The organism is Streptomyces sp. 17_S59 (genome assembly GCF_056930295.1).
The window spans coordinates 392,292-408,465 of record NZ_JBXOWD010000001.1; the positions used below are offsets into that span (position 1 = coordinate 392,292).

Consider the following 16,174-nt stretch of genomic DNA (forward strand, 5'->3'; position numbering starts at 1 on the left):
ATCATGGCCAGTGCGCCGCACCGCGCCATCGCGCCCGCGCCGGGGAATCTCCCCGGCGCGGGCGTTGACGTGCGCAAGGCCGCGACTCCAGTCTGAGGAGCGCCGCCCACGGTCCTATTGACGGATCGTCCGCTGGATCGAGGGCTCTTGATAAGTTCGGCCGGCAGGCCGATCGCGCACCCCCCTTGCCGTCGACGCCCCGGCACGGCCCGTCCTGAGGAGGCCGCATTGCGAGGATCCGCACCGGAGTCCCCACGGAAGACACCCCCGAGAGGTGTCCGAAGAAGCCGCCGAGTGCTGCGGGCGGCCGGCGCCGTCGCGTCGGCCGCCCTGCTGCTGCCGGCACTCTCCCCCGCCCCGGCCGCCACCGCCCAGGGGCAGGCCGCCGACGCCCTCCAGCGCGAGTTCGCCGACGCCGCGGCCACGTTCCACGTGCCGCGCAGCGTGCTGCTCGCCGTCTCCTACCTCGAGTCCCGCTGGGACAGCCACGGCGGGGCCCCCAGCGTCACCGGCGGCTACGGCCCGATGCACCTCACCGACGCCGTGACCGCCCTGGCCGCCACCCAGCACCACAGCGAGCCGGGCGAGGACCCCCGGGGCGACACCCTGCGCCCGCGCCCCTCCGCCCGCGCCGCCCTTCCGGCCCCCACCGCCCTGCCGGCCCGGCTGCGCACCCTGGACCGGGCCGCCGCCCTCACCGGGCTGTCGCCCGAGCGGCTGCGCAAGGACACCGCCGCCAACCTCCAGGGCGGCGCCTCCCTGCTCGCCGCCGAGCAGAAGCGGCTGGGCCTGCCGCTGAGCGGGAACGCCGCCGACTGGTACGGGGCCGTGGCCGGCTATGCGGGCGCCACGGACACCGCCACCGCGACGACCTTCGCCAACGACGTCTACGAGCTGATCCGCTCCGGGCAGCGGCGCACCACCGACTCGGGCCAGCGGATCACCCTGCCCGGCAGCCCCGGCCTGACCCCGCGCACCGGGCAGGTGCGGCGGCTGGGGCTGGACACGGCCGCGGCCGCGGGCGTGGAGTGCCCGCCCTCGGTGGCCTGCGAGTCCATCCCCGCCCCGTACCAGCAGCTGGAGGGCAAGGACTACGGCAATCACGACATCGCGGACCGGCCCACGTCCCAGAAGGTCGACTTCATCGTCGTCCACGACACCGAGGGGACGTGGGAGACGACGATCAAGCTGATAAAGGATCCGACGTACGTCTCGTGGAACTACACCGTGCGGTCCGGGGACGGGCACATCGCCCAGCACGTGCCCACCAAGGACGTCGCCTGGCACGCGGGCAACTGGTACGTGAACTCCAAGTCGGTCGGCATCGAGCACGAGGGCTTCCTGGCCCAGCCCGACGCCTGGTACACGGAGGAGATGTACCGCACGTCCGCGCGCCTGGTGCGGTACCTGGCGCAGAAGCTGGACATCCCGCTGGACCGGCAGCACATCCTCGGGCACGACAATGTGCCGGGCACCACCCCGGCGACGGTCAAGGGGATGCATACCGACCCGGGCCCGTACTGGGACTGGGCGCACTACTTCGAGCTGATGGGCAGCCCGTTCCACGCCACGGGGAGCCCGTTCAGCGGCATGGTGACCATCGCACCGGACTACGAGGACAACAGTCCCGAGTACACCGGTTGCACCAAGCCGGGCGAGAAGTGCCCGGCGCACGGCTCGGAAGCGGTCCGGCTGCATGTCGCTCCGCGCGACGACGCGCCGCTGGTCCAGGACGTCGGCCTGCACCCGGACGGCAGCCCTTCGACCACCGGTGTCAACGACACGGGGGCCCGCGCCTCCACCGGTCAGCAGTTCGCCCTGGCCGGCCGTCAGGGTGGCTGGACGGCGATCTGGTACCTGGGCCAGAAGGCATGGTTCCGCAACTCCTGGTGGGACCCCACGGCCGTGGGCGCGCACGGGCGGCTGGTCACACCCAGGGAGGGGCTGCCCGAGATCCCGGTGTACGGGCGCGCGTACCCGGAACAGGAGGCGTACCCGGAGGGCGTGCCGGTGCAGGGCCTGGTCCCGCTGCCGTACAAGCTGCCGGCCGGGCAGGCGTATGTGCTGGGTGGTGCCACGCCGGGCGAGTATCTGTGGGCGACCACGTTCGAGCCCGCGGGCCACAGGGTGGTCCGGGGCAAGGAGATCTACTACGAGATCCAGTTCGGGCACCGGGTGGCCTTCGTGAAGGCGTCCGATGCGACCGTCCACTCCTCGAACTGGTAGCCGCGGGCAAGCCACGGGGGCCCGGTCGGCCGGGCCCCCGGTGCGGGCGGGTCAGCCCGCCCGGAACATCTCCGCGGGCAGCGGCTTGAGCAGCTGGTAGAGATCGTCGGTGATGGGCCGGTCCCAGCTGGCGATGGTGACGAGGACGCCGTCGCTGCGGTCGAACTGGGTGCAGGAGATCCGCGTCTCGGAGCACTTCAGCCGCCGCACGATGAGCAGGTTGTCCTCGTGCATGACCGGGACGTCCTCGGTCTCCAGCACCTCGACCGGCTCGTCGTTGCCGAGCGCCGCGAGCAGCTGCGCCACCTCGAAGGGCACCTGCCCCTCGCCCAGCTCCCGGGCCGGGGAGCCCTCCGGCAGATTGCCGATGATCATCGCGGGGCCGCGCCCGCCGAACAGGTCGTAGCGGAGGAAAACCCCCTGGCAGCTGCCGTCGGGCGCGGGCAGCAGCCCGGCCCCGAGGTCGCCGGGCCAGTCCCCGGGATCCATGGCGAGGACGTCGAAGTCCGGCCCGGTGGGGGTGGCGCTGCGGCGGCGGAGGAAGGACATGCCCTCATCGTACGTGCCCGCCCCCGCGTGATGCCGCCGGGGAACCCTTGTGGGCGGGGCGTGCCCTCCGGCGCCCTCCCGGCACCGTGCCCGCCACCGGCGCGGCGGAGCAGCGGGCCGGCCGCCGCGGGAAGGGGCGGGGCGGCGAAGGGGTGGGGAGGCGCCGCCGCACCCGCCCACGCCGGGTCGAAGCTACGTCAGGTCGAACGCGCCCTCCCGCGCGCTGAGCATGAACGCGCGCCACTCCCCCGGTGAGAAGATCACCGCGGGGACGCCCGGGTCCCTGCGGTCCCGCATGGCGATATAGCCCTCGACGAAGGCGATCTGGACGTTGCCCCGCCGTCCCTGGCCGCTCGACTGCCAGGTGGCGTTGGCGAGGTCGAGGTCCGGCCTCGTGTCGCCTGCCAGTTGTTCAGTCGTGCTGTTCGCCACGTCCGCTCTCCTCCCGGCTCGTCGGTCCCCGCCCACACTAGCGAGCGCCGCCGGACCAGCACAGGCCGCGCGACGGAAAGAATTGGCCACACCCCGGCAAGGGCCCGGCCCTTTCGCCAAGTCCCTTTATTCCGTGGGCGGTTCGGAGCCGACGAGCCACATGGAGAAGAACTGTGCACCGCCCCCGTAGGCGTGCCCCAACGCCCGGCGTACGTCCGGGACTTGGTGTTCTCCGGCCGCACCCCTGACCTGAAGTGCGGCTTCGGCGAAGCGGAGCATGCCGGAGGCGCCGATGGGGTTGGTGGAGAGTACGCCGCCGGAGGGGTTGACGGGCAGGTCGCCGTCGGGTCCGGTGGCCCCGGACTCGGTCAGCTTCCAGCCCTCGCCCTCGGCGGCGAAGCCCAGGTTTTCCAGCCACATGGGCTCGTACCAGCTGAAGGGCACGTACATCTCGACGGCGTCGATCTCGCGGCGCGGGTCGGTGATGCCGGCCTGCCGGTAGACGTCGGCGGCGCAGTCGCGGCCCGCGCGCGGGGAGACGAAGTCCTTCCCGGCGAAGAGGGTCGGCTCGCTGCGCATGGCGCCGCCGTGCAGCCAGGCGGGCGGCTGCGGGGAGCGGGCGGCGCCGGCGCGGTCGGTGAGGACCATGGCGCAGGCCCCGTCGGAGGAGGGGCAGGTCTCGGAGTAGCGGACCGGGTCCCAGAGCATGGGCGAGGAACGCACCTTCTCCAGGGTGAGGCCGTGCTCGTGGAGGTGGGCGTAGGGGTTCTTGAGGGCGTTGCGGCGGTCCTTGTAGGCGACGAGCGTGCCGATGCCGCCGGGTGCGCCGCTGCGGCGGATGTAGGCGCGGATGTGGGGGGCGAAGAAGCCTCCGGCACCGGCCAGCAGGGGCTGCTGGAAGGGGACGGGCAGCGAGAGGCCCCACATGGCGTTGGACTCGGACTGCTTCTCGAAGGCGAGGGCGAGCACGGTGCGGTGGCGGCGGGCCGCGACGAGGTTCGCGGCGACGAGGGCGGTGGAGCCGCCGACGGAGCCCGCGGTGTGCACGCGCAGCACGGGCTTGCCGACCGCGCCGAGCGCGTCGGCGAGGTACAGCTCCGGCATCATGACGCCCTCGAAGAAGTCGGGGGCCTTGCCGATGACGACGGCTTCGACGTCGCCCCAGGACAGCCGGGCGTCGTCGAGGGCGCGGCGGGCGGCCTCGCGGACGAGTCCGGCGAGGGACACGTCCCGGCGGGCGGCGGCGTGGTGGGTCTGGCCGATGCCGACGACGGCCACGGGTTCCTTGCTCACGGCGTCTCCTCGGGTGCCGGGCGGCTAGGGGTGTCGGCCGCGCCGCGGGCGGCGCTCATGCCGGCTCCCCCTCCAGGACGGCGACCAGGTTCTGCTGGAGGCACGGCCCCGAGGTGGCGTGGGCCAGGGCCCGGTCGGAGGCGCCGCGGTGGATGCGGGCGGCGGCCTCGCCGAGGCGGACGAGACCGGTGGCCATGACCGGGTCGGCGGCGAGGGGGCCGCCGGAGGGGTTGACGGCGACGTCGTCGGACAGCCGCAGCGCCTTGCGCAGGATCACCTCCTGGGAGGTGTAGGGCGCGTGGAGTTCGGCCGTGTCGACGGGGGCGTCGAAGGCCCCGGCGCGCTCGGCGGCGAGCCGGGTGGAGGGCGAGTCCGTGAGGTCCCGTACGCCGAGGCCGTGGGGTTCGATGCGGTGGTCGATGCCGCGGATCCAGGCGGGCCGCGGGCACATCCGCCGGGCCGTGTCCCCGGCGGCGAGGACCACGGCGGCGGCGCCGTCGCCGACGGCCGGGCAGTCGCCCTCGCGCAGCGGCCGTACGACGTAGTCGCCATGCGGCCGGGGGCGCCCCCCGGCCGCGCGGTTGCGGGCGGCGATCCCGGCGAGGGCGCGTTCGTCGGTCTCGCCCGCGTCGATGAGGGCCTGGGCCTGGAGGGCGGCGAGGGAGATCGCGTCGGGCCACAGCGGCGCGGTGAAGTAGGGGTCGAGCTGGCGGCTGAGGACCTCGTGGACGTCGCCGGCCGAGGCCTTGCCGTGGGCGTAGACGAGGGCGGTGTCCGCCTCGCCGGTGAGGATCTTCACCCAGGCCTCGTACAGCGCCCAGGCGCCGTCCGTCTCCACGTGGGACTCGGCGACGGGCGGCCAGGCCCCGACGCTGTCGAGCGCCAAGGTGAAGGAGAAGGGGCGGCCGGCGAGGTAGTCGCTCGATCCGGAGCAGGTGAAGCCGGCCTCGCCGGGCGCGAGTCCGGCCCGGTCGAGGGCCTCGTGGAGGACGGGCAGCAGCAGCTCGGCCTCGGAGAGCCCGGCGGTGCAGCGCCGGTGGTCGCTGCGGGCGTAGGCGACGATCGCGACGTCCCTGACGGTGTCCCCGGCGGTGTCCCTGGTGGTGCGCATCAGAGGAGTCCCTTGTAGGTGTCGTAGTCGGCGTCGGGCTCGCCGCTGGGCCGGTAGTGGTCGGGGTACCGGCCGTCCGCCGTCCACACGGGCTCCACGCGCAGGCCCATGCGCACCCGGTCGCAGGGGATGCCCGCGATGCGTCCGTGGAGGGCGAGGTCGGCGCCGTCGAGGGCGATGTGCGCGTAGACGTACGGGATTTCGATGTCCAGGTTCGCGGCTTTGATGTTGACGATGCAGAAGGTGGTGACGGTGCCGCGCGGGCCGACCTCGACCTGTTCGGTGGTGGCGACGCCGCAGGTGGGGCAGGCTCCGCGGGGTGGCACGCAGACCTTGCGGCAGGAGGGGCAGCGCTCGCCGATCGTGCGGTGCCGGGCGAGGGCGTCGAGGTAGCGGGTCTGGGCGCGGCCGGGGGTGTAGGTGTAGTCGAGGCGAGCGGGTGTGGTGATGCCGGTGACGGGGTCGGCGAATTGTCCGTCGTGCGGGGTGGCGGTGGCGCGGGCGGTGCCGGGGTCGTCGTGCGGTGCGAAGCAGGCGATGTCCGTGATGGCGCCCGTGCGCCGGCCGGCCCACCGCACACGGACCCGCATTCCGGTGCGCACGGCTTCGGGGCCGGGGGCGTCGAGGGCGTGGAGCAGGGCGGTGTCGGCCCCGTCGAGGCGGACGAGCACCCAGGCGAAGGCATGCGGGAGGGGCTGGCCGCGGCGGGGGGCGGGGTTCCAGGCCCATGTGGTGACGGTACCGGTGTCCCCGACCCGGACGAGGTCGCGGATCTCCTCGGCGGTGACGGGGTCGTATTCGGCGGGCGGCACGAGCACCCGCCCGTCGCGGGTGCGCACGCCGAGGACGGTGCGTTCGCGGAGGCCGGTGAGGAAGGCGCTCTGGACGGGGCCGAGGGAGCGGGTGAAGGGGAATGCGACGACCGTCGGGGCGGTGAGGATGTCCGGCATCGGCGGGGGTCCTCCTGGGTTGGGACGGGTGCGGCTCAGACGCGCCGGAAGACGGCGGGGCGCTTTTCGGCGAAGGCGCGGGTGCCCTCCTTCGCGTCGGCGGTGTCGAGGACGGCCCGGCCGCGTTCGAGTTCGAGGGCGAGGGCTTCTGCCTCGCCGAGCCCGGCGGTGTCGTACGCACAGGCCTTGACCGCCTCGACGGCCAGGGGCCCGTTGGCGTTGACGAGTTCGGCGGTCTCCAGGGCCGCGTCCAGGGCGGTGCCGTCGGGGACGACGCGGCCGATGAGGCCGATGCGCTCGGCTTCTTCGGCGGTGTAGGGGCGTCCGGTGAGGAGCATCTCCAGGGCGTGGGTGCGGGGGATCTGCCGGGGCAGGCGGACGGTGGAGCCGCCGATGGGGAACAGGCCGTGCCGTACCTCGAAGAGGCCGAAGACGGCGCCGCGGCCGGCGATGCGGATGTCGGTGCCCTGGAGGATCTCGGTGCCGCCCGCGACGCAGGGGCCCTCGACGGCGGCGATGACGGGCTTGCGCAGCCGGTAGTGGCGGAGCATGGCCTTCCAGTGGAGGTCGGGGTCGGCGCGGAACCGGTCCCGTACGGGGTCGGCGTCCGGGCTCCGGCCGGCGAGCGCCTTGAGGTCCATGCCGGAGCAGAAGGCGCCGCCCGCGCCGGTGAGGACGACCGAGCGGATGCCGTCGTCGGAGTCGGCCAGCAGCCAGCCGTCGTAGAGCCCGGCGAGCATGGGCAGGGAGAGAGCGTTCTTCGCCGCCGGCCGGTCGAGGGTGAGCACGAGGGTCGCGCCGACGCGCTCCACGGTGAGGTGTTCGGTGCCGCTCATGGCAGTCCTCCCGTCGTGAGACCAGAACAGGGTGCAGGAGGCGGGTGAACGGTTCAATAGCCGTCCGGGACACAACTGACTATCCGTCAGTTTTTTGACGGCGCCCCTTCCCACCCGTGCGCCACGGCGCTCTAATGACCGCCGTGGACTTCAACCTCGCGGATCTCTTCGAGTCGGTCGTCGACACGGTGCCCGCCCGGGAGGCCCTCGTCCACGCCGGCCGTCCGGGCGGCGGCGCCGAGCGCCGGCTGACGTACGCGGAACTCGACGCGGCGGCGAACCGGCTCGCCCACCACCTCCTCGACGCCGGAGTGGGCCCCGGCGAGCACGTCGGGCTCCACCTCTGCAACGGGATCGAGTACCTCCAGACGCTCTGGGCCTGCCTGAAGATCCGGGCCGTGCCGGTCAACGTCAACTACCGCTATGTGGAGGGCGAGCTGGCGTACCTCTACCGGGACGCCGACCTGGTGGCACTGGTCTTCGACGGGGAGTTCACCGGCCGGGTCGCGGCCGCGCTGCCCCACGCCGGGGGCAGGCTGCGCCACCTCGTCCGCGTCGGCGCCCCGCCCGGGGACGCCCCGGAACCGGGCATCAGGCCCGTGCCCTTCGCCGAGGCCGAGGCATCCGGCGCGGCCGGGCGGGGCTTCGCCGCGCGCTCGGGCGACGACCGCTTCCTCATCTACACCGGCGGCACCACGGGCATGCCCAAGGGCGTGGTGTGGCGGCAGGAGGACCTGTTCTTCGCCGGGCTGGGCGGCGGCGCGCCCCGCGGCGAGCCGGTCCGGCGCCCGGAGGAGCTGGCCCGGCGCGTCGCGGCGGGCGGCGAGGGCCTGGTCTTCTTCCCCACGGCACCGCTGATGCACGGGACCTCCACACTCACCGCGCTCGTCGCCGCCAACGCGGGGCAGAAGGCGGTCCTGCACCGCAGGTTCGCGCCCGAGGACGTGCTGCGCGCGGTCGCCCGGGAGCGGGTCACCGCGCTCTCCCTGGTCGGCGACGCCATGCTGCGCCCGCTGCTGGACGCGCTGGCCGGCCCGCTGCGCGGCGCCGACTGCTCGTCGCTGTACAGCGTCAGCAGCTCCGGGGCGATCCTCTCCGAGACCGTCCGCGCCCAGTTCGAGGCCCTGCTGCCGGGGGTGCTGCTGGTGAACAACTTCGGCTCCTCCGAGTCGGGGTTCAACGGCACCGCCACCGAGGACTCCGGCCCGGAGCGGGGCTTCCGGCTGCGCGTCAACTCCCGTACGACCGTGGTGGACCCGCTGACCCACCGCCCCGTGGCGCCCGGCGAGACCGGCAGGGTCGCCCAGCGCGGCCATGTGCCGCTCGGCTACTACAACGACCCCGCGAAGACGGCCGAGACCTTCTTCACCGCGGGGGGCGAGCGCTGGGTGCTGCTCGGCGACATGGCGACGGTGGACGCGGAGGGCATGGTCACCGTCCTGGGGCGGGGGTCGCAGTGCATCAACACGGGCGGCGAGAAGGTGTACCCGGAGGAGGTGGAACAGGTACTGAAGGCGCATCCCGCCGTGTACGACGTGCTCGTGGCGGGGGTGCCGGACGAGCGGTGGGGGCAGTCTGTGGCGGCGGTCGTGCAGCCGCGGGAGGGGGTTGAGCCGCCGACGCTGGGGGTGCTGCAGGAGCACTGCCGGGGATGGTTGGCGGGGTACAAGGTGCCGCGGAGGGTGGTGCTGGCGGAGCGGATTGTGCGGTCGCCCAGCGGGAAGGCGGACTATCGGTGGGCGCGGGCGGTGGTGGAGGGGGGTTTGCCCCTTGACGGCCGGCGCCTTGGCTGAATACTGGTGCCCAACGTACCTACCGAATGTTCGTACGGGGGAAGTGGACCAGTATGGCGGACCCGGCTGAGTTGATGTCACGGGCAGAGCTGACGGCGTTGCAGCAGGCGCGGCTCAGCGCCACGTTGCGGCACGCGTACGACAACGTGCCCTTCTACCGGCAGTCCTTCGACGCCGCCGGGCTGCGGCCGGAGGACTGCCGGTCGCCCGCCGACCTCGCACGGTTCCCCTTCACCACCAAGGCGGACCTGCGGGCCCACTACCCCTTCGGCATGTTCGCGGTGGACCGCTCGCGGCTGCGGCGGCTCCACGCCTCCAGCGGCACCACGGGCACGCCGACCGTCGTCGGGTACACCGCGCGCGACCTGGAGACCTGGGCCGAGGTCGTCGCCCGCTCCATCCGGGCCGCGGGCGGGCGGGCCGGTGACACCGTGCACATCGCCTACGGGTACGGGCTGTTCACCGGCGGTCTCGGCGCGCACTACGGGGCCGAGCGGCTGGGGTGCACGGTGATCCCCGCCTCCGGGGGCATGACCGCGCGGCAGGTGCAGATCGTCCGCGATCTGCAGCCCGGCATCATCATGGTGACACCCTCCTACATGCTCACCCTGCTCGACGAGTTCGAGCGCCAGGGCGTCGACCCCCGCTCCACCTCCCTGCGCGTGGGCATCTTCGGCGCCGAGCCGTGGACGGAGGAGATGCGCCGGGAGATCGAGGAACGCTGCGGCATCGACGCGGTGGACATATACGGGCTCTCCGAGGTCATCGGCCCCGGCGTCGCACAGGAGTGCCTGGACAGCAAGGGCGCCCTGCACATCTGGGAGGACCACTTCTACCCGGAGGTCGTCGACCCGGTGACGGGCGAGCCGCTGCCCGACGGCGAGTTCGGGGAGCTGGTGCTCACCTCGCTGACCAAGGAGGCCCTGCCCGTCGTCCGCTACCGCACCCGCGACCTCACCCGGCTGCTGCCCGGCGCCGGGCGGGCCTTCCGGCGCATGGAGAAGGTCACGGGGCGCTGCGACGACATGATCATCCTGCGCGGGGTCAACCTCTTCCCCTCCCAGATCGAGGAGATCGTCCTGCGCACGGCCGGTGTCGCACCGCACTTCCGGCTGCGGCTGACCCGCGAGGGGCGGCTGGACCGGCTCACGGTGCGGGCCGAGGCGCGGCCGGAGGCCACGGCGCAGCAGCGGTCGGCGGCGGCCGGGGAGATCGCGCGGCGGGTGAAGGACGGGATCGGCGTGTCGGCGGCGGTCGAGATCGTCGACGCCGGGACGCTCGAGCGGTCGACGGGCAAGCTCCGGCGGGTCGTCGACGAGCGAGCGAAGTGACCGGGGCCTGTCAGACCGCACGCTCCCGGCCGCGCCAGTACGGTTCGCGCAGGCGGCGCTTGTAGAGCTTGCCGTTGGGGTCGCGTGGCATGGCGGCCACGAACTCCAGGGACTTGGGGCGTTTGAAGCCGGCCAGGTGGCGGGCGCAGTGGGCGAGGACGGCGGCGGCGAGGTCCGGGCCCGGCACCTGGCCCTCGGCGGGCTCGACGACGGCCTTGACCTCCTCGCCCCAGTCGTCGTGCGGAACGCCGAAGACCGCGGCGTCGGCGACGCCGGGATGGGCCAGCAGCACGGACTCGATCTCGGCGGGGTAGATGTTGACCCCGCCCGAGATGATCATGTCGATCTTGCGGTCGCGCAGATAGAGGTAGCCGTCCTCGTCCAGGAAGCCGAGGTCGCCGACGGTGAAGAAGTCGCCCGCCCGGCTCCGTTCCGTCTTCCCGGCGTCCTGGTGGTAGGCGAAGCCGCCGGTGGTCATCCGCAGGTAGACGGTGCCGATCTCCCCGGCGGGGAGCCGGTTTCCGTCGTCGTCGAGGACGGCCAGCTCGCTGATGGGCCAGGCCCTGCCGACCGTGCCGGGCCTGCGCAGCCACTCCCCGGCGGTGGCGAAGGCGCCGCCGCCCTCGCTGGCCGCGTAGTACTCCTCGACGCAGTCGCCCCACCAGGCGATCATCGCGCGTTTGACGTGGTCCGGGCAGGGGGCGGCGCCGTGCAGGGCGTGCCGCAGGGAGGAGACGTCGTAGCCGTCCCGGACGTCCTGCGGCAGGGCCAGCAGCCGCCGGAACTGGGTGGGGACCATGTGGGTGTGGGTGCAGCCGTGGGTGTCGATGAGCCGCAGCATCTCCTCGGGCGTCCACTTGTCCATCACCACCAGCCGGTGCCCGATGTGCAGCGAGGCGGCCGCGAACTGGAGGACGGCGGTGTGGTAGAGCGGCGAGCAGACGAGGTGGACGTTGCCGTCGAACGGCTTGATGCCGAAGATGCCGAGGAATCCGCCCAGATGGGCCTCCTCGGGCGGCCTGCCGGTCAGGGGGCGGCGGATGCCGCGCGGGCGCCCGGTGGTGCCGGAGGTGTAGTTCATGACCCAGCCGAGCGTGCGCCCCTCGGGCGGGGTGCCGGGCCGGCCGTCGAGGAGGCCGGCGTACGGGCGGAAGCCGGGGATGTCGCCGACGGCGTAGCGGCGGTCGGCGGGCAGCCCGGCGCCGTCGGCGGCGGCCGTCGCCGTGGCCGCCCAGCGCTCGTGGGCGACGAGCACCTTGGCACCGGAGTCGGCGACGATCCAGGCGATCTCCTCGGCGAGGAGGTGGTGGTTGACGGGCACCAGGTACAACCCGGCCTGGGTGGCGGCGAGATGGGCGGTCAGGAACTCGACCCCGTTGGGCAGGACGACGGCGAACGCGTCGCCCTCCCGGAGCCCGGCGGCGCGGAGCCCGTGGACGAGCCGGTTGGCGGCGGTGTGCAGCCGCCCGGCGCTCCACCCCTCGCCGTTCGGGGTGACCAGGACGGTGCGCCCGGGCTCGGCGGTGGCCTGGGCCCAGAAGCCGTGGTGTGGCTCGGTCATGACGTGGCGTCCTCCTCGGACGTGCGCGGCGGGTGTCCGGTGGGCCGGGGGGTGTCGGGGTCGCGTCCGGCGATGCGGTCGAGGCGCGCCACCGCCCGTTCGAAGCCGGCCGTCAGCTCGTCGACGACCGCCTGCACGCCGCGCACCGTCTCCATCCGGCCGACGATCTGCCCGACGGGCGTGCCCAGCAGCGGGACGGCCTCGTACTTCTGGATGCGGGACAGCGCCTCGGCGACCAGCAGCCCCTGGAGCGGCATGGGCAGGGGGCCGGGGCCGGCCGGGTCGTCCCAGGCATCCGTCCAGGCGGTGCGCAGCTGGCGGGCGGGCTTGCCGGTGAGGGCGCGCGAGCGCACGGTGTCCCCCGAACCGGCGGCCAGGAGCTTGCCGGTGAGGGCCGGTGGCGGGCCCGCTTCCTCGGTGGTGAGCCAGACGGAGCCGAGCCAGACGCCCTGTGCGCCGAGGGCGAGGCCGGCGGCGATCTGCTCGCCGCTGCCGATGCCGCCCGCGGCCAGGACGGGCAGCGGGTCGACCGCCCGTACGACCTCGGGGGTGAGCACCATGGTGGCGATCTCCCCGGTGTGGCCGCCGGCCTCGTAGCCCTGGGCGACGACGATGTCGACGCCGGCCTCGGCGTGCCGGACGGCGTGGCGGGCGCTGCCGGCGAGGGCGGCCACCAGGGTGCCGTGGCGGTGGGCGCGGTCGACGACGTCGGCGGGCGGCGGGCCGAGGGCGTTGGCGAGCAGGGCGAGGGGGTGGTCGAAGGCGACGTCCAGCTGGGCGCGGGCCACCTGGTCCAGCCAGCCGGTGATGCGCCATCCGGACCGCTCCCCGTCGGGGAGTTCGGGCACGCCGTGGGCGGCGAGCGTGTCCTGGACGAACCGGCGGTGCTCCGCCGGGATCATCGCCTCGACGTCGGCCTCGGTGACGCCCTCGGCCCGGTGCGCGGGCATCACGACGTCGAGCCCGTAGGGCCTGCCGTCGGTGTGCTCCGCCAGCCAGTCGAGGTCGCGTGCGAGGTCGCCGGGGGTGCCGTAGCGGACGGCGCCGAGCACGCCGAGACCTCCGGCGCGGGTGATGGCGGCGGCGACCGCCGGGAAGGGGGTGAAGCCGAAGAGCGCGTGCTCGATGCCCAGCCGCCTGCTCAGCTCGGTCCGCATGGGCGGCAGGATGCCGGACGGGGCCGGACGAGGGAAGGGATGCGCACCCGAATTTCTGACGAACCGTCAGCTACAGGGGGTCATCGGCTGCGGAGTCGTCAGCTCCGGTGCTGCCGGCCCCGGACGGCGCGGGTCCGGCGCAGCGCCGCGACCTGCCGGTACAGCTCGACGGCCTCGGTGGAGCGGCCCAGCTGCTCCAGGCAGTGGGCCTCGTCGTGCCGGCTGGCCAGGGCGTCGGGGTGGTCCGCGCCCAGCACCCGCTGCCGGGCCTGGGCCACGTCCCGGTAGACGGCCAGGGCGTCGCTCCAGCGGCCGAGCCAGCCGAGCCCGACCGCCACCTCCCGGCGGCTGACCAGGGTGTCCGGGTGGTCGGCGCCCAGCACGCGGGCGCGGATCGCGCACACGTCGCGCGCCTCGGCCAGGGCCTCCTCCCAGCGGCCCAGGCGGCCCAGGTTGACCCCGAGCCCGTGCCGGGCGCGCAGCGTGTCGGGGTGCGCCGGGCCCTGGGCGCGGGCCCGGTCCTCGACCAGCTCGCGGTACAGCTCCAGGGCCTCCGCGCTGCGGCCCAGCCGGCCGAGGCAGATGCCCGCCTCGTACCGGGCGGCCAGGGTGTCCGGGTCGTCGGGGCCGAGCACCCGGGCGCGGACGGCGGCCACCTCCTGGTAGGTGTGCAGCGCCTCCGTCCAGCGGCCCAGCTGGCCGAGGGCGTAGCCGACCTCGTAGCGGGTGACGAGCGTGTCCGGGTGCTCGGGCCCCAGCACCCGGGCGCGGGCGGCCGCGACGTCGCGCGCCATGCCGTACGACTCCTCGAGCCGTCCGAGTCTGCTCAGGTTGAACGCCAGGTTGTGGCGGCAGCGCAGGGTGTCGGGGTGGTCGGGGCCCATGACGCGCTCGCGGGCGGCCAGCACGGCCACGTACACCTGGTGGGCCTCGAAGTGCAGGCCGAGCTGGCCGAGGACGTAGGCGGTCTCCTGGCGTGCGGCGAGCGTGTCGGGGTGCTCGGGGCCCAGCGCCCGCTCCCGGCCGGCCGCGGTCAGCGAGAACTCGCGCAGCGCGTCGCGCGGCCGGCCCAGCCGGCTCAGGGCGAAGCCCGCCTCGTACCGGCTGGCGAGGGTGTCCGGGTGGTCCGCGCCCAGCAGCCGCTCGCGCCCGGCGACGACGGCCTGGAGCGCCTCGCCGGCCTCGGCCCAGCGGTCGAGCCGGGCCAGGCGCAGCCCTTCGCTGTGCCGCCCGGTGAGTTCGGCGAGCAGTTCCGGGGGCGGCGGCCGCTCGCTCCCGGTGGTGCGGGGCTCCGGCGGGCCGCCCGGCCCCGCCCGGCCCTCCTGCCAGGGCCCGGTCCAGGTGCCGGTGAGGGCGGCGGCGGGGTCGGGCGGCGGGACCGGGCCCGCGCCGGCCGCCTTGGAGCCGGTGGTCATGTCCCGGGCCCAGCCCGGCAGCCGGGGCGGATCGGGCAGCCGGACGTACGCCCGTACCGGCCGGGGGCGGCCCTCGGGCAGCGTGCGGGGCGGCATCCGGGGCACGGTGAGCGCCCGCGGCGGGCTCAGCTCGCCGAGCCGCCGGACCAGCTCGGCGGCGTCCTCCGGCCGGTCCTCGGGGTCCTTGGCGAGCAGGTCCAGGACGATGCGCTCGAAGGGGGCGGGGAGTTCGCGCCGCAGCTCCCGGGGCGGCCGGGGCGGGGTGTCCCGGTGACCGACGAGCACGGCCCAGGCGTCGTCCATGTCGAAGGGCGGGGCGCCGGTGGCGATCTCGTACAGCACGCAGCCCAGCGAGTACAGGTCGCTGCGGTGGTCGACGCTCCCGGCGCCGATCTGCTCGGGTGACATGTAGTGGGGGGTGCCCATGGCGATTCCGGTGCCGGTGAGCCGGGCGGAGAAGCCGATGTCGTGACCGAGGCGCGCGATGCCGAAGTCGCATATCTTCACGGTGCCGTCGGCGAGGCGGACGATGTTGGCGGGCTTGAGGTCACGGTGCACGATGCCCTGCCGGTGGGTGTAGGCGAGGGCGGCGCCGACCTGTTCGGCGATCTCGACGACCTCGGGCACGGACAGCGGGTGCTGCTTGTTGTCCTCCAGCAGCTGGCTGAGGTTGCGTCCGTCGAGCAGCTCCATGACGAGGTAGAGCACGCCCTCGGACTCCCCGAAGTCGTGCACGACGGTGATGCCGCGGTGCTGGAGCGAGGCCGCGACGCGCGCCTCGCGCCGGAACCGCTCGCGCAGCACGCGCAGGTACGACTGCTCGTGCTGACGCCCTATGGGCTTGAGGCACTTGACCGCCACATGCCGGCCGAGCGACTCGTCGCGGGCCCGCCACACCTCGCCCATCCCACCCCGCCCGATCAGGTCGAGCAGCTGGTACCGGCCCTGGATCAGCCTGGTGTCCGCCATGCTGTGCCGCCGCCCCCGTCGATTGGCCGTGCCTCCCCCGGCCCCTCAAGTATGACGGCCTGCCTGTGCGGCTTGTAGGCCGACGAAGGCCCGCCGCCCCCGCACCGGACCGCCGCCCGCGGCACGCCGCCGGGCGGGAGTTGCCTGCGTACGGTCCCGGGAAGGGCGCGAGGCGTCGTGCCGGTGATGCGCGGGCGACGGGTGACGCCTGCCGGGGCGGTGCGATCCGTTCGGGCCGACGAAGGGCGCAGGGAGGCAGTGGGGCGCGCATGAAATCCATTGCGCGCTCCATGGCCGGATCGCACGCCGGGCAGGCCCGTGATCAGACCAGGGGGGGCAAAAGAAGTACGTGTCCCGTCGGCGGTAGACCCGGCGCCCTCCGCGAACAGCGCGACGAGGCCCGGAACGTCGGTTGCACTCTCCGAGTTCGACAATTTCGCCGAATCCTCGCCCCCGAACCGTCGGGACATGACAGCGATAGGTGCGATGACGCCGACGTCTCATGGCCGCTCAGGAAGTACTCGCTGTAAAGCCGGAGCGACCGCTCAACC

At 74.2% G+C, this 16,174-nt stretch carries 12 protein-coding genes; 3 read left to right on the forward strand and 9 right to left on the reverse strand.

From position 1 onward, the window contains the following. Nucleotides 1–228: 228 nt before the first annotated feature. Nucleotides 229–2,226 carry an N-acetylmuramoyl-L-alanine amidase gene (locus AC1Z4A_RS01780; RefSeq protein WP_483676039.1) on the forward strand — a complete coding sequence of 666 codons (1,998 nt, stop codon included), beginning with the start codon at nt 229–231 and terminating at the stop codon, nt 2,224–2,226. A 51-nt stretch (nt 2,227–2,277) separates the two neighbouring features. Here the strand turns inward: AC1Z4A_RS01780 and AC1Z4A_RS01785 are convergent, their stop codons facing one another. From AC1Z4A_RS01785 to AC1Z4A_RS01810, 6 genes are all read right to left on the reverse strand, one after another. After that, nucleotides 2,278–2,775 (reverse strand): hypothetical protein, encoded by a 498-nt coding sequence (locus tag AC1Z4A_RS01785; protein ID WP_483676040.1) that lies wholly within the window; start codon nt 2,773–2,775, stop codon nt 2,278–2,280. A gap of 192 nt (nt 2,776–2,967) precedes the next feature. After that, on the reverse strand, nt 2,968–3,207 hold the full coding sequence (locus tag AC1Z4A_RS01790; protein ID WP_483676041.1) for a DUF397 domain-containing protein: 240 nt from the start codon (nt 3,205–3,207) through the stop codon (nt 2,968–2,970). Between the two features lie 126 nt (nt 3,208–3,333). Further along, a complete protein-coding gene (locus AC1Z4A_RS01795; protein ID WP_483676042.1) occupies nt 3,334–4,500 on the reverse strand; it encodes a thiolase domain-containing protein in 1,167 nt (388 codons plus the stop codon). A 55-nt stretch (nt 4,501–4,555) separates the two neighbouring features. After that, nucleotides 4,556–5,611: a thiolase domain-containing protein gene (locus tag AC1Z4A_RS01800; RefSeq protein ID WP_483676043.1), complete on the reverse strand. Its 1,056-nt coding sequence runs from the start codon at nt 5,609–5,611 to the stop codon at nt 4,556–4,558. Continuing rightward, complete coding sequence (locus AC1Z4A_RS01805; RefSeq protein ID WP_483676044.1) at nt 5,611–6,561, reverse strand: Zn-ribbon domain-containing OB-fold protein; 951 nt, start codon at nt 6,559–6,561, stop codon at nt 5,611–5,613. Before AC1Z4A_RS01805 ends, AC1Z4A_RS01800 begins: the two co-directional genes overlap by 1 nt. A gap of 35 nt (nt 6,562–6,596) precedes the next feature. Beyond that, nucleotides 6,597–7,397 carry a crotonase/enoyl-CoA hydratase family protein gene (locus AC1Z4A_RS01810; protein ID WP_483676045.1) on the reverse strand — a complete coding sequence of 267 codons (801 nt, stop codon included), beginning with the start codon at nt 7,395–7,397 and terminating at the stop codon, nt 6,597–6,599. Nucleotides 7,398–7,540: 143 nt separating this feature from the next. Between AC1Z4A_RS01810 and AC1Z4A_RS01815 the strand changes: the two genes are divergently transcribed. Both AC1Z4A_RS01815 and paaK read left to right on the forward strand, forming a co-directional pair. After that, nucleotides 7,541–9,190 (forward strand): acyl-CoA synthetase, encoded by a 1,650-nt coding sequence (locus tag AC1Z4A_RS01815; RefSeq protein ID WP_483683475.1) that lies wholly within the window; start codon nt 7,541–7,543, stop codon nt 9,188–9,190. A 53-nt stretch (nt 9,191–9,243) separates the two neighbouring features. Then, complete coding sequence (paaK, locus tag AC1Z4A_RS01820; RefSeq protein ID WP_483676046.1) at nt 9,244–10,521, forward strand: phenylacetate--CoA ligase PaaK; 1,278 nt, start codon at nt 9,244–9,246, stop codon at nt 10,519–10,521. Between the two features lie 10 nt (nt 10,522–10,531). Here paaK and AC1Z4A_RS01825 read toward each other — a convergent pair whose 3' ends face one another. From AC1Z4A_RS01825 to AC1Z4A_RS01835, 3 genes are all read right to left on the reverse strand, one after another. After that, nucleotides 10,532–12,082 carry an acyl-CoA synthetase gene (locus AC1Z4A_RS01825; RefSeq protein WP_483676047.1) on the reverse strand — a complete coding sequence of 517 codons (1,551 nt, stop codon included), beginning with the start codon at nt 12,080–12,082 and terminating at the stop codon, nt 10,532–10,534. Next, the gene (locus AC1Z4A_RS01830; RefSeq protein WP_483676048.1) at nt 12,079–13,239 is read right to left on the reverse strand and encodes an NAD(P)H-dependent flavin oxidoreductase; all 1,161 of its coding nucleotides are present in this window, start codon (nt 13,237–13,239) and stop codon (nt 12,079–12,081) included. Before AC1Z4A_RS01830 ends, AC1Z4A_RS01825 begins: the two co-directional genes overlap by 4 nt. Before the next feature lie 98 nt (nt 13,240–13,337). Further along, nucleotides 13,338–15,623 carry a serine/threonine-protein kinase gene (locus AC1Z4A_RS01835; RefSeq protein ID WP_483676049.1) on the reverse strand — a complete coding sequence of 762 codons (2,286 nt, stop codon included), beginning with the start codon at nt 15,621–15,623 and terminating at the stop codon, nt 13,338–13,340. Between the last annotated feature and the right edge of the window lie 551 nt (nt 15,624–16,174).